At 70.7% G+C, this 12,605-nt stretch carries 12 protein-coding genes; 3 read left to right on the top strand and 9 right to left on the bottom strand.

Features of this window, described 5'->3' with window-relative positions; translation table 11 throughout:
- The first annotated feature begins 82 nt into the window (after positions 1–82).
- Positions 83–1,159: a hypothetical protein gene (locus ACYVF4_RS07490; protein ID WP_460721328.1), complete on the top strand. Its 1,077-nt coding sequence runs from the start codon at positions 83–85 to the stop codon at positions 1,157–1,159.
- 450 nt (positions 1,160–1,609) lie between these two features.
- On the opposite strand, the gene rplI is transcribed toward ACYVF4_RS07490, so the two are convergent.
- Genes rplI through rpsF form a run of 4 tightly spaced genes read right to left on the bottom strand, consistent with a single transcriptional unit; the run spans position 1,610 to position 3,243 of the window.
- Entirely contained in the window at positions 1,610–2,062 is a 453-nt protein-coding gene (gene rplI / locus ACYVF4_RS07485) for a 50S ribosomal protein L9 (protein ID WP_460721326.1), read from the bottom strand.
- An 11-nt stretch (positions 2,063–2,073) separates the two neighbouring features.
- A complete protein-coding gene (gene rpsR / locus ACYVF4_RS07480; RefSeq protein ID WP_040168021.1) occupies positions 2,074–2,328 on the bottom strand; it encodes a 30S ribosomal protein S18 in 255 nt (84 codons plus the stop codon).
- Between the two features lie 23 nt (positions 2,329–2,351).
- Positions 2,352–2,846, bottom strand: coding sequence for a single-stranded DNA-binding protein (locus tag ACYVF4_RS07475; protein WP_460721323.1), 495 nt, complete (start codon positions 2,844–2,846; stop codon positions 2,352–2,354).
- Positions 2,847–2,850: 4 nt separating this feature from the next.
- Positions 2,851–3,243: a 30S ribosomal protein S6 gene (gene rpsF, locus ACYVF4_RS07470; RefSeq protein ID WP_460721321.1), complete on the bottom strand. Its 393-nt coding sequence runs from the start codon at positions 3,241–3,243 to the stop codon at positions 2,851–2,853.
- Positions 3,244–3,416: 173 nt separating this feature from the next.
- Here rpsF and ACYVF4_RS07465 point away from each other — a divergent pair, with 173 nt between their 5' ends.
- Positions 3,417–4,592 (top strand): hypothetical protein, encoded by a 1,176-nt coding sequence (locus tag ACYVF4_RS07465; RefSeq protein WP_460721319.1) that lies wholly within the window; start codon positions 3,417–3,419, stop codon positions 4,590–4,592.
- A gap of 183 nt (positions 4,593–4,775) precedes the next feature.
- Here ACYVF4_RS07465 and ACYVF4_RS07460 read toward each other — a convergent pair whose 3' ends face one another.
- Complete coding sequence (locus ACYVF4_RS07460) at positions 4,776–6,155, bottom strand: MFS transporter (protein ID WP_460721317.1); 1,380 nt, start codon at positions 6,153–6,155, stop codon at positions 4,776–4,778.
- A gap of 103 nt (positions 6,156–6,258) precedes the next feature.
- Between ACYVF4_RS07460 and ACYVF4_RS07455 the strand changes: the two genes are divergently transcribed.
- Positions 6,259–7,167, top strand: coding sequence for a LysR family transcriptional regulator (locus ACYVF4_RS07455; RefSeq protein WP_460721315.1), 909 nt, complete (start codon positions 6,259–6,261; stop codon positions 7,165–7,167).
- A 22-nt stretch (positions 7,168–7,189) separates the two neighbouring features.
- On the opposite strand, the gene ACYVF4_RS07450 is transcribed toward ACYVF4_RS07455, so the two are convergent.
- The 4 genes from ACYVF4_RS07450 to ACYVF4_RS07435 all read right to left on the bottom strand — a co-directional run bounded on the left by ACYVF4_RS07450 (position 7,190) and on the right by ACYVF4_RS07435 (position 12,596).
- The gene (locus tag ACYVF4_RS07450) at positions 7,190–7,582 is read right to left on the bottom strand and encodes a DUF779 domain-containing protein (RefSeq protein WP_460721313.1); all 393 of its coding nucleotides are present in this window, start codon (positions 7,580–7,582) and stop codon (positions 7,190–7,192) included.
- A gap of 195 nt (positions 7,583–7,777) precedes the next feature.
- A complete protein-coding gene (exaC, locus tag ACYVF4_RS07445; protein ID WP_460721311.1) occupies positions 7,778–9,328 on the bottom strand; it encodes an acetaldehyde dehydrogenase ExaC in 1,551 nt (516 codons plus the stop codon).
- Positions 9,329–9,437: 109 nt separating this feature from the next.
- Complete coding sequence (locus tag ACYVF4_RS07440; protein WP_460721309.1) at positions 9,438–10,751, bottom strand: GAF domain-containing protein; 1,314 nt, start codon at positions 10,749–10,751, stop codon at positions 9,438–9,440.
- 402 nt (positions 10,752–11,153) lie between these two features.
- Positions 11,154–12,596: a CCA tRNA nucleotidyltransferase gene (locus tag ACYVF4_RS07435; protein ID WP_460721307.1), complete on the bottom strand. Its 1,443-nt coding sequence runs from the start codon at positions 12,594–12,596 to the stop codon at positions 11,154–11,156.
- Positions 12,597–12,605: the final 9 nt, after the last annotated feature.

Below are 12,605 nucleotides of genomic sequence, written 5' to 3'. Positions count from 1 at the left end.
TCGAATCCGGCCGCTCTCTTCGCAGCGGCACGGACCACGCGCATTCGCGCACTTCGATCACTCATTCATTGGGGAGAACTCCATGCGTACATTTGTTTCGCGTGCCTTGTGGGGCACGCTCATCGCCGGCGGCATCACGCTGTTCGGCGCCACGGTCGCACACGCGGCCGAACCAGAAGACGGCCTGACGGCCGACGCGCAGGTCGTCGCGGCGGTCAGTGCGGCGGATGCCGTCGAGACGGTCGTCGAGACCGACGTCGGGGCGGGGGATGCCGGGGCTGCGGACGCGGCGGTCGTCGCCGCCGTCGATGGCGGGACTGCGGATGCCGCCGTCGTCGCGGGCGTCGATGCCGGGGCGGCGGATACCGGGGCTGCGGATACCGCCGTCGTCGCGGCCGTCGATGCCGGGGCTGCGGTCGTCGTCGACGACGCGGCCACGACGACCTCGGTCGCCATCGCGGCAGCGGTTGACGGCGACCCGACCGCCGCGGCATCCGTGGACATCGGAGCCGTCGTGGCCGATGACGTGGCGGCGGCGGTGTCGGCGGAACTCGGCGCGGGCACGGGCGACTCGTCCGCGCAGCTCGCCGTCGCCGCTGATGTCGCCACTGCGGCGGACGCCTCGAATGCCGCGGTCACGGGTGAGGTCATGCTCGCACTGACCGGCGGCGACGGGCTCACCGCCGGTGGCGATGCGATGGTCATGCTCGGGTCCGGAACGTCGGGATCCGACCTGGCGGGTTCCGCGACGGCGTCGTTGACCCTCGGCACGGGAACGGCCGGAGCTGACGGCGACGGCGTCGCGGTGGCCCGGGTCGGCGGAGGCGACGTCGGTCTGCGGGTCGGGGTGAAGGGCGCCGCGACGGACGGTGGGGAGCCGATCACCCGCGGCCCGGCGCCGGGCGCTCCGCGCGAACCGGCCGCGCCGGTGAAGGGTGCGACCGGCACGAACGCCTCGGCGGCTTCGAAGGCCCGTGCCGGTGATCGCAGCGCCGCCTCGCCGGTGAGGCTAGCGGTCGCCGGCGGAAGCCGGGCGACGGGCGTCGCCGAACTGGCGATGACCGGCGGGCTCGCCGGCATCCCGGCCCTGTTCGGTGGACTGCTGCTGCTCACCGGAGGAATCGGAGGCATCGTGATCGCACGCCGACGCACCACCTGACACGTCCGGGGCGGACCGTGCCTGGCCGCCCTGAACGTGAGGGGCGAACCTCGGATACCGCGGCCTCCCCGGTCCTTGTGGGGCGGGGTCGCGGCATCCGAGGCGCCCTGGGTTGACGCCGTTCGCGGTTATCCGGACGGATGGCAGCGGACGGCGTCAGCCCGGCGGGCCGGCGGGTGATTGAGATGACGCCGTTCGCGGCTACGGGACCGGGAAGCAGCAGATGGCGTCAACGGCCGCTGCGGGGGGTCTCGGTACGCCCGTTGCGCGGGCTACTCGACCGCCGGGGCCTGCCGGGGCTCCTGCTGCCGAGATGACGCCGTTCGCGGTTATCCGGACGGATGACCGCGGATGGCGTCAACGCCCGGCCCAACGGCGGGGGGACACGACGGATGCCGCGGCCCGGGCTCCCGAGGGAGCGGAGGACGCGGCATCCGGAGGTGTCTCGCCTTACTTGGCGGCAACCACCTGAAGGGTGATCACGGCGGTGAGGTCGTCGCGCAGACGGACCGTCGCCTCGTGCTCGCCGACCGACTTGATCGGCGAGGTGATGTGGATCTTGCGCTTGTCGAGGTCACCGAGACCCGCAGCCTTGACGGCGTCGGCGACATCGGCGGTCTTGACCGAACCGAACAGGCGTCCCTCGTTGCCGGCCTTAACGGCCAGGCGGACGGTGTTCGACTCGAGCGTGTTCTTGAGGGCCACGGCCTCTTCGTGGTCGTGGATCGCGCGCGACTCGCGGGCGGCGCGGATCGACGCCACCTGCTTCTCGCCGCCGCGGCTCCACGCCACTGCGAAGCCCTGGGGGATGAGGTAGTTGCGGGCGTACCCGTTCTTGACCTCGACCACGTCACCGGCGCTACCGAGCCCGGTGACCTCGTTCGTGAGGATCAGCTTTGCCATTCCGGTGCTCCTTAGCGGCCAGCGCCGGCGTAGGGCAGGAGCGCCATCTCGCGCGCGTTCTTGATCGCCTTGGCGATCAGACGCTGCTCCTGCACCGAGACACCGGTGATACGACGGGCACGGATCTTGCCGCGCTCCGAGATGAACTTGCGAAGCGTGGCGACGTCCTTGTAGTCAATGACGCCCACGCGGATCGACTTCGCGGGAGCGGCGTTCTTCGCGCCCTTCCGCGGCTTGCGGCGGTCGCCGCTCGACTTTCCAGCCATGGTGATTCCTTAAAAGATGTGTTTCAGAACGGGGTGTCGTCGCCGTAGGCGCCGGGGGCGCTCCACGCGTCGGCGTTGGAGTTCGACGAGCCGGGGGTCGACCACGGCTCCTCCGAGACCTGCGCCTGCTGGCGCGGGGCTCCTCCGCCGCCGCCCGCGGCGCGAGTGACCTGAGCGGTCGCGTAGCGCAGCGACGGACCGATCTCATCGACCTCGAGCTCGATCGCGGTGCGGTTGTTGCCCTCGCGGTCCTGGTAGGAACGCTGCTTCAGGCGGCCGGTTGCGACGACCCGCATGCCCTTGGTCAGCGAACCCGCCACGTGCTCGGCGAACTCGCGCCACACGCTCGCGCGGAGGAACAGCGCTTCGCCGTCCTTCCACTCGTTCGCCTGGCGGTCGAAGTTGCGCGGCGTCGACGCGATCGTGAAGTTCGCGACGGGCAGGCCGTTCTGCGTGTAACGCAGCTCGGGATCAGCCGTGAGGTTGCCCACGACGGTGATGATCGTCTCGCCTGCCATCAGCTCAAGCCTTGGTCTCGACGGGCTCGACCCGGCGCGCGCCCTTGGCCGACTTGCGGGCGGCCTTCTCCTCGGAGCGCTTCGCTTCGGCGGCGACCATGGCCTGAGCCTCTTCGGCGCGGAGGACCTTGGTGCGCATGATCTGCTCGCTCAGCTTCAGCTGGCGGTCGAGCTCCTGCGTGGCCTCGGCGGTCGCGGTGAAGTTGACGACGGCGTAGATGCCCTCGGTCTTCTTCTGGATCTCGTAGGCGAGACGGCGGCGACCCCAGATGTCGACGTTGTCGATCGAGCCACCATCGTTCGTGATGACCTTCAGGAACTTGTCGAGGTTCGGGCCGACCTGGCGCTCGTCGATCTCAGGGTTCAGAATGACCATGAGTTCGTACTGGTGCGTCACTAACCCACCTCCTTCGGACTAGAACGGCTCCCGGGCATTTCCCGGAAGCAGGAGGGTGTGTTGCACGTCGTCCGCATGTCGCGCGCTGGGGCGCGTGCGGACAACCCTCCCATGGTACCGGATGCCCGGTCAGCCACCCAATCCGCCCTTCTGCGGCCGGTAGGTTGGGCGGCATGGCTGCCGCTTTCGATCCGCGTCCGCTCACCGAACCGGTCGACCGCGAGGCGGTGCGCGCCTTCGCGGACGAGCTGCGGCGCACCGGGCGGGCGCCGGCGAGCAACCCCGTCGGCATCATCATCGTCGTGATCGTCGGCGGCTTCGTGCTGACGATGTTCGGGTCGGTGTTCGCCTCGATCGCCGGCAGCATGGCGATGACCTCGGACGGCGGCGGCCTCGGGTCGCTGTTCGCGCTCTTCCCGTTCGTGCTGGCCGTCGGCATCCTGAGCATCGTCGTGACGCTCGTCGTGCGCGGCCTGCACGGCACCGCGGAGCGCCGCTACCGCCTCGACCGGTTCGCCCGCGCGAACGCGATGAGCTACGTGCCCGGGGTCTCGAGCCCGAGGCTGCCGGGAATGATCTTCGGAATCGGCAACAGCCGCCGCTCGAGCGACCTCGTGCGCGGCGATCGCCCGCGTTTCGTCGAGTTCGGCAACTATCAGTACGAGACCGGCTCGGGGAAGAACCGCACGACCCACAAGTGGGGCTACGTCGCGGTGAAGCTCGACGTGCCGCTGCCGCACATCGTGCTGGACGCCACCGGCAACAACGGGCTGTTCGGCTCCAACCTGCCGACGACGTTCCAGAAGGACCAGCGCCTGAGCCTCGAGGGGGACTTCGACCGCTACTTCGCCCTCTACTGCCCGGCCGGCTACGAGCGCGACGCGCTCTATCTCTTCACGCCCGACATCATGGCGCGCTTCATCGACAACGCCGCCGCGCTGGACGTCGAGATCGTCGACGACTGGCTGTTCCTGTACGCCAAGCGCGACTTCTCGACCCTGGACCCCCGCACGTGGGCGTGGCTGTTCTCGGTCGTCGGCGCCCTGCTCGACAAGCTCGCGCAGTGGGCGCGGTGGCGCGACGAGCGACTGCGAGCGGATGCCGTCCGCCCGGTATCCGCGACCGCCGGCGCCGCGGGCGCCGCCCTGGGAGGCCCGGCTCCCGGCGGGCACGACGCCGTCCCGTTCGGCACCCCGCTCGAGCAGCTGCGACCCCCGCCCGGAGTGGCGGCCCCAGGCCGCCGGCTGGAGCGCGGGGTCCCGTGGGTCGCGATCATCGTCGGCGGGATCATCGCGGTGGTGTGGGCCCTGCAGTTCTTCGGCGGCTTCGCCGGCATGCTCGGCCGCTGACCCGCCCGGCGGCGGATGCCGATGGGCCGCGGCCCGCGGCCCGGTGCCGGCGGCCGGTGCCCGCTACCCGCTGCCCACGACCACGAGACTGCATCTCTGTCCCCAGACGGTGGTCCAGGACCACGGTCTCAGGCGAGAGATGCAGTCTCGCGGTCGGCAACGGTCTCCCGGCCGGCAGGCGACTCAGCGCGCTGCGACGCGCTCCGCCTCGGCGGTGCGCTCGGCGTCGGCGCGGTCGATGTCCAGCAGCGAGATGCCCTTGGACTCCCGCAGCGACAGCACCGCGATCGCCGTGACGACGCACGCGAACACGATGTACAGCGCGATCGGCAGCCACGACCCGAAGTCGCGCAGCCACTGCGTCGCGAGGATCGGAGCGAGGGAGCCGGCCAGGATCGCGGTGACCTGCGCGCCGAGCGAGACGCCGGAGTACCGCATCCGGGTCGGGAAGAGCTCGGCCATCACCGCCGGCTGCGGTGCGTACATGAACGCGTGGAAGCACAGGCCGATGGTGACCGCGACGACGATGAGCACCGGGTTGAGAGTGTCGAACAGCGGGAAGGCGAAGAACGCCCACGTCGCGCTCAGCACGGCTCCGGTCAGGTACACCGGCCGGCGGCCCAGCCGGTCGGCGAGGCGGCCGGCCTGCGGGATCACCAGGAAGTGCATCACGTGCGCGATCAGCAGCGCCAGCAGCAGCTGGCTGGTGTCGTACTCGTGCACGACCTTCAGGTAGACGATCGAGAAGCTGACGACGATGTAGTAGACGATGTTCTCGGCGAAGCGGACCCCCATCGCCTGCAGCACGCCCTTGGGGTAGCGCTTGAGAACCTCGACGACGCCGTAGGACGTGGCCATCTCGGCCTCGACCTGCGCCTTGGCCTCGAGGAAGATCGGGGCCTCCTCGACGTGGGTGCGGATGTAGAAGCCGATGAGGACGATCACCGCCGACAGCCAGAACGCGATGCGCCAGCCCCAGTCGAGGAACGCCTCGGAGCTCATCATCCACGAGGTGATCAGCAGCACGAGGGTCGCCAGCAGGTTGCCGACCGGGACGGCGGCCTGCGGCCAGCTGGCCCAGAACGCCCGCGAGCGGTTCGGGCTCTGCTCGGCCACGAGCAGCACCGCGCCGCCCCATTCGCCGCCGACGGCGAAGCCCTGGATGAAGCGCAGCGCGACGAGCATCGCCGGCGCCCAGTAGCCCATCGTGGCGAAGCCGGGCAGGCAGCCCATCAGGAAGGTCGCGACGCCGACGATGATGATCGTCGCCTGCAGCGTGGGCTTGCGGCCGAAGCGGTCACCGATCTGCCCGAAGACGATGCCGCCGAGCGGACGCGCGACGAAGCCGACGGCGTAGGTGACGAAGGCCGCGATGATCCCGTCGAGCGGCGAGCCCGTCGACGGGAAGAAGTAGGTGCCGAACACGAGGCTCGCCGCCGTGGCGTAGAGGAAGAACTCGTACCATTCCACGACGGTGCCGGCCATCGAGGCGGCGACGACGCGCTTGAGCTTGCTGTGCGGCACGTCCGTCGTGTCCACAGCGTGTGAGGTGGGGGATTGCATGTCTCTCCTTCGATGTCGCCGATGACATCACCCTGAGAGTCTGTTCATGTTTTTGTTGTGGGGCAATGCCCAGTGGCGCACCCGCGATGTGCATAATTGCACAATGGATGCCGGCGTCCGGCCCCGCGCCGACGATCTGCTCGCGCTGCTGGCGGTGGCGCGTACGGGTCGCTACACCGCCGCCGCCGATCTGCTCGGGGTCGACCACACCACCGTCGCCCGGCGGATCGCCGCCCTCGAGGACGCCCTGGGCGGCCGGGTCGTCGCCCAGTCCCCCGCCGGATGGGAGCTCACCGCCCTGGGCCGGCGGGCCGCCGATGCGGGTGGCCACGTGGAGTCCGCCCTGTCGCAGCTGGCCGGCGCTGCCGAGGAATCCGACCCAATCGCCGGGGTCGTCCGCATGGCCGCGACCGACGGATTCAGCGCGTACATCGCCGCGCCCGCGATAGCCGAGCTGCGTCTGACCCACCCGCGCCTGTCCGTCGAGATCGTCACGGTCACCCGCCGCGCCGCCGCGCACCGCCCGGGGCTCGACCTCGAGGTCGTCGTCGGCACCCCGCAGACCGAGCGCAGCCACCGGGTCGAACTCGGCGCATACACCCTCGGCATGTACGCCTCGAGGGACTACCTCGCGCGCACCGGCGTTCCGCAGTCCCGGGACGAGCTCATGCGGCATCCGCTGGTGTACTTCGTCGACTCGATCCTTCAGGTCGAGGCGCTCGACCTGCCGCGCCGCCTCGTGCCGCGCATGGCCGACGGGCTGACCTCGACCAACGTGTTCGTGCACATCGAGGCCACGCGCGCCGGCGCCGGCATCGGCCTGCTGCCCTGCTTCACCGCCGACCGCCACCCCGACCTCGTGCGACTGCTGCCGGGCGAGTTCGCCGAGCAGTTGCCGTACTGGATGGTGGTGCGGCCGGAATCGCTCCGCATCCCCGCCGTCGCCGCCGTCGCCGGGGCCCTGCAGGCGCGCACGGCGGCGTCCCGCGACATGCTCGCCGGCCGCCCCTGAACCCGGGCGCCGGCCCGCACCGTCAGGCCGAGAGGCCGAGCGCGGCGAGCTCGGGCTCGTCGAGCATGCGCGAACGGATCAGGAACCGCTTGCCCGTCGGCGACTCGACGCTGAAGCCCGCGCCCCGACCGGGCACGACGTCGATGGTGAGGTGCGTGTACTTCCAGTACTCGAACTGGGATGCCGACATCCACACGTCGACCGGCTGCGCCAGTCCCGCGTCGACGGCGCCGAGATGGACGTCGCCGGGGCCGGTGATGAACATCCCGAGGGGGTAGCACATCGGTGCGCTGCCGTCGCAGCATCCGCCGGACTGATGGAACATCAGCGGGCCGTGCTGCGCGGTGAGGTCACGCAGCAGAGCGGCCGCGGCCGCAGTGACGGCCACGCGGCTGGGTGTCGCGGTGGGGGGCATGAGGTGTCTCGCTTCGTCTCGCTTCGCTCGCTCAGCGACCGGGCGAGGGGACGGCGGCCGCTCAGCGGCCGGGGGGCGGGAGGCGGCGCTCGCTCAGAGGCCGGGGGTTGAAGGACGGCGGCCGCTCGGCGACCGGGGGCGGGGGGCGGCGCTCGCTCAGCGGCGGGGACGCTGAGCGAGCGCGCGACGGTCGGCTCAGAAGAAGCCCATCGACCCCTCGGCGTACGACACCAGCAGGTTCTTGGTCTGCTGATAGTGGTCGAGCATCTTCAGGTGGTTCTCGCGGCCGATGCCGGACTGCTTGTACCCGCCGAACGCCGCGTGGGCGGGGTACTGGTGGTACGTGTTCGTCCACACGCGTCCGGCCTCGATGGCGCGTCCGGCGCGGTAGGCGGTGTCTCCCGAACGGCTCCACACCCCGGCTCCGAGGCCGTAGAGGGTGTCGTTGGCGATCGAGATGGCGTCGTCGAAGTCGTCGAACGCGGTGACCGAGACGACGGGGCCGAAGATCTCCTCCTGGAATATCCGCATGTCGTTCGTCCCCTCGAAGACGGTCGGCGCGACGTAGAACCCCTCGGACAAGTCACCGCCCAGATCGACCCGCTCGCCGCCGGTGAGCAGCTTCGCCCCGCCGGCCTTGCCGATGTCGATGTACGACAGGATCTTCTCGAGCTGGTCGTTCGACGCCTGCGCACCGATCATCGTGGCGGGATCCAGCGGGTTCCCCTGCACGATCTTCGACACCCGCTCGAGACCGTCACCGAGGAACCTGTCGTAGATCGAGCGCTGGATGAGAGCCCGGGACGGGCACGTGCAGACCTCGCCCTGGTTAAGGGCGAAGAATGTGAAGCCTTCGAGCGCCTTGTCGTAATAAGCGTCGTCCGTGGAGCGCGCGACGTCCTCGAAGAAGACGTTCGCGCTCTTGCCGCCGAGCTCCAGGGTCACCGGGATGAGGTTCTGGGACGCGTACTGCATGATGAGGCGCCCGGTGGTGGTCTCTCCGGTGAAGGCCACCTTGCGGATCCGCTTGTGCTGAGCCAGCGGTGCGCCGGCTTCGATGCCGAACCCGTTGACGATGTTGACCACGCCGGCGGGCAGCAGGTCACCGATGATGTCGAACAGGAACAGCAGGGATGCCGGGGTCTGCTCGGCCGGCTTCAGCACGACGCAGTTGCCCGCCGCGAGGGCCGGCGCGAGCTTCCACGTGGCCATGAGGATGGGGAAGTTCCACGGGATGATCTGACCGACCACCCCCAGCGGCTCGTGGAAGTGATAGGCCACGGTGTCCTCATCCAGCTGGCTGAGCGAACCCTCCTGCGCCCGGAGGACCCCGGCGAAATAGCGGAAGTGGTCGACAGCCAGCGGGATGTCGGCGGCCATCGTCTCGCGGACGGGCTTGCCGTTCTCCCACGTCTCGGCGACGGCGATCCGCTCCAGGTTCTCCTCGATGCGGTCGGCGATCTTGTTGAGGATCACGGCGCGCTCGGCCGGCGTCGTGCGCTTCCAGCCCTCGAACGCCCGCCACGCGACGTCGACGGCACGGTCGATGTCCTCGACGGTGCCCCGGCCGACCTCGCAGAACGGCTTGCCGTTGACCGGTGAGATGTTCTCGAAGTACTGGCCCTTGATCGGCTCGACGAACTCGCCGCCGATGTAGTGGCCGTAGCGGGAGCGGTAGTCGGCGATCGAGCCGCGCTGGCCGGGGGCTGCGTAGACGCTCGAGACGCCCTCTTCGACGATGGTCATGTGCTGTCTCCTTCGACTGCTCTCGCGACGGTCCTCGTCGCGTGCAGTCGAACGTAGAAGGCGCAACGTTGCGAAACGTTGCACCCCTTCCGGTCGCTTCGCCTGAGCGCTAGGCCGGCGAGGATTCGAGGCGCTCGATACGGGCGACGAGAGCGGACCGTTTCGGTGAGCGAGCAGGCAGCATCCGAAGACACTGCCGCAGCACGTCGGGGTCGCCGGCACCGGCATCCGTCTCGGCGTACGCCAGCAGCACGTCCACGGACGCCTCGGTCATGAGCGCGTCGCGCAGCGTGGTGCGCATGGTGTCGCGCAGGTCCTCCACGCCGGGCGCGACCGAGTCCGGCAGCACATCCCCGCGGTACGCCGCGAGCGCCACGCGATGCGCGCCGCGATCCAGCAGTGACATCACCTGCTGCGCGTCGGTCTCGAGGTCGGCCGTCAGACGGTAGGGGCGGGATGCCGGGACCAGCGCCGGTGCGGACCTCTCGAGCGCGCGCCGCAGCCGCACCATCTCGGGGCGCAGCGTGTCGGCGCTGTCGCCGTCGCCGTACACCAGCTCTCCCAGGCGCTCGGCCGACAATCCCTGGCGATGCGTGGCGAGCATCAGCAGGATCTCGGCGTGACGGGTGGTCAGCTCGACCGTCTTGTCCCGCGCCTCGAGCAGGCCGCGGTCGCGCCCGAGCACGCGGAGGGTGGCGGGCGCGGTGGCCGCCCGCGCCGGCGTCCGGCGGGGGCGGGCCTCGGCGCGCTCGCGCAGCCGGGCCACCATGAGCTCACCCTCGATGGCGCGCGCAGTGGCGTCCACCAGCAGCTGCGCCTGCGGGCTCACCGCCTCGGCACCGCCGGTGACGTCGATGACCCCGAGGATCCGACGGGTCTCGGGATCGTGGACCGGGACGGCGGTGCACGACCAGGGCTGGACGAGCCGGTTGAAGTGCTCGGCGCCGTGTATCTGCACCGAGCGGTCCAGTCGCAGCGCGGTGCCGGGCGCGGCCGTGCCGACGGCATCCTCCGACCAGTTCGCCCCCTCGACGAACCCCATGTCGCCGGTGAGGGTGCGGATGCGCCGGTCGCCTTCGATCCACAGCAGGCGCCCGGCCGCGTCGCCCACCGCCACCACCACCCCGGACTCGCTCGCCTCACCGGGCAGCAGCAGCCCGCGGACCATGTCCATCACCCCGGCCAGCGGGTGCTCCCGGCGGTAGTCGTCGAGGTCGTCGGCGTCGAGGTCCAGCGGTGGCAGCGCCTCTGCGCCCACGAGGCTCGCCAGCGCACGCCGCCAGGACTCGCGGACGAGCGGGCGCACATCCCGCAGCCGCTGGTCGGCGGTGTTGCCGGCGAGGATCTCGTCGTGGGCGCGCTCGATCAGCAGGCGGGAGGTCTCGGGCGACACTCCGTGCCTGGGCGACCACGGCGATGACATGCGGCTCCGATCGGCGTCGGTGGAGCGTGCGTCAAGTGTAAGGACGTTTCGCCTCGCTGCGCTCGCTCAACGACCGGGGCTCGGACGTTGAGCGAGGGAGCGCAGCGACCGAGACGAAACGCGCCGGGCGCACGAGAAGAGGGCGCAACGTCGCGAACGTTGCGCCCTCTGCGGCCCCGGGGGAAGGGCCTTTTCTGGGGGTCTGGGACCTGAGATCTGCATCCAAAATACCGCCGATATCGCTAGTCAGACGAGTTTCTCCCGGTTTCGGCCGCCCTCTTGACAATCGCGCACAGCGCGGATCCGGGGGCGGGCGTTTCGTCTCGCTACGCTCGCTCAACGACCGGAAAACCCGGGGGGTCGGGCGTTTCGTCTCGCTTCGCTCGCTCGGCGACCGAGGGTCTACGCGCGGGCGGCCCACCAGGCGCGCAGGCGCTCCTCGGCGACCTCGGCGCCGAGGATGCCCTCGTCCAGGCGCAGGTCCAGCAGGAAGCGGTACGCCTCGCCGACCTCGCGCCCCGGCGGGATCCCGAGCACCTCCTGGATGCGGTTCCCGTCGAGCTCGGGACGCATCGCGTCCAGCTCCTCCTGGGCGGCGAGCTCGCCGATGCGCCGCTCGATGTCGTCGTAGGCGGTCCGCAGCCTCGTCGCCTTGCGCCTGTTCCGGGTGGTGACGTCGGCCCGCGTGAGGATGTGCAGGCGTTCGAGGTCGGCGTCGGCATCCCGCACATAGCGCCGCACCGCCGAGTCGGTCCAGGCCCCCTCGGCGTAGCCGAAGAACCGCAGGTGCAGCTCGATGAGGTGCGTGACGGCGCGGATCGTCTCGGAGTCGAACCGCAGCGCCGTGAGGCGCTTCTTCGCCAGCCGCGCGCCCTTGATGTCGTGGTGGTGGAAGGTGACACCGCCGCCGGGCTCCAGCCGGCGGGTGGCGGGCTTGCCGATGTCGTGCAGCAGCGCGGCGAGCCGCAGGGGCACATCCGGGGCGCGTCCCGGATGCCGGGACGTTTCGAGGTCGATCGCCTGCGCCAGGACCGTCAGCGAGTGCTCGTACACGTCCTTGTGGTGGTGGTGCTCGTCGACCTCGAGGCGCAGCGCCGGGATCTCGGGCAGGAAGAGCTCCATGAGCCCACTGTCGACCAGCAGACGGATGCCGCGCACCGGGTCGCCGGTCTGCAGCAGGCGGACGAGCTCGGACTGGACGCGCTCCGGGCTCACGATCGACAGCGTCTCGCGCAGCTCGGCCAGGGCGTCCCGCGTCGCCGCCTCGACGTCGAAGTCGAGCTGCGCGGCGAAGCGCGCCGCGCGGAGCATCCGCAGCGGGTCGTCCCCGAAGCTGACCTGCGGGTCGGCCGGTGTGCGCAGGCGACGCGCGACGAGATCCTCGACTCCGCCCGTGGGGTCGACGAGCGTCTTGCCAGGGACCCGCAGAGCCATGGCGTTGACGGTGAAGTCGCGGCGGACGAGGTCACCCTCGAGGGAGTCGCCGAACTCCACCGTGGGCTTGCGGGTCGTGCCGTCGTAGCTGTCGGCGCGGTAGGTCGTGATCTCGACCTGGTCGGTGGTGCCGTCGGCCGCCCGCACGCGGGCCCCGATCGTGCCGAACGCGCGCCCGATGTCCCATTGGGCGGTCGAGATCGGCGTGACGATGCGCAGGATGTCGTCGGGGCGCGCGTCGGTGGTGAAGTCGAGATCGTGCGTCGCGCGGCCCAGCAGCGCGTCGCGCACGGGCCCGCCGACGATCGCCAGGTCGAAGCCGGCGTCGGCGAACGCCCGCGCGACGGTCGCGACGACGGGCAACTCCGCGAGCGCGCCGAGGCGCGCGACACCCTCGGCCATGTTCAGCATGGGTTCGAG

Source organism: Microbacterium aureliae, from assembly GCF_054780155.1.
The sequence above is the reverse complement of the archived record's forward strand: the minus strand, read 5'-3'. Positions and strand labels throughout refer to the sequence as shown.

Coding starts and splice junctions, on each gene's coding strand:
- ACYVF4_RS07490 (WP_460721328.1), top strand. CDS start 83: ATGCGTACATTTGTTTCGCGTGCCTTGTGGGGCACGCTCATCGCCGGC.
- rplI (WP_460721326.1), bottom strand. CDS start 2,062: ATGGCAAAGCTGATCCTCACGAACGAGGTCACCGGGCTCGGTAGCGCC.
- rpsR (WP_040168021.1), bottom strand. CDS start 2,328: ATGGCTGGAAAGTCGAGCGGCGACCGCCGCAAGCCGCGGAAGGGCGCG.
- ACYVF4_RS07475 (WP_460721323.1), bottom strand. CDS start 2,846: ATGGCAGGCGAGACGATCATCACCGTCGTGGGCAACCTCACGGCTGAT.
- ACYVF4_RS07465 (WP_460721319.1), top strand. CDS start 3,417: ATGGCTGCCGCTTTCGATCCGCGTCCGCTCACCGAACCGGTCGACCGC.
- ACYVF4_RS07460 (WP_460721317.1), bottom strand. CDS start 6,155: ATGCAATCCCCCACCTCACACGCTGTGGACACGACGGACGTGCCGCAC.
- ACYVF4_RS07455 (WP_460721315.1), top strand. CDS start 6,259: ATGGATGCCGGCGTCCGGCCCCGCGCCGACGATCTGCTCGCGCTGCTG.
- ACYVF4_RS07450 (WP_460721313.1), bottom strand. CDS start 7,582: ATGCCCCCCACCGCGACACCCAGCCGCGTGGCCGTCACTGCGGCCGCG.
- exaC (WP_460721311.1), bottom strand. CDS start 9,328: ATGACCATCGTCGAAGAGGGCGTCTCGAGCGTCTACGCAGCCCCCGGC.
- ACYVF4_RS07440 (WP_460721309.1), bottom strand. CDS start 10,751: ATGTCATCGCCGTGGTCGCCCAGGCACGGAGTGTCGCCCGAGACCTCC.
- ACYVF4_RS07435 (WP_460721307.1), bottom strand. CDS start 12,596: ATGCTGAACATGGCCGAGGGTGTCGCGCGCCTCGGCGCGCTCGCGGAG.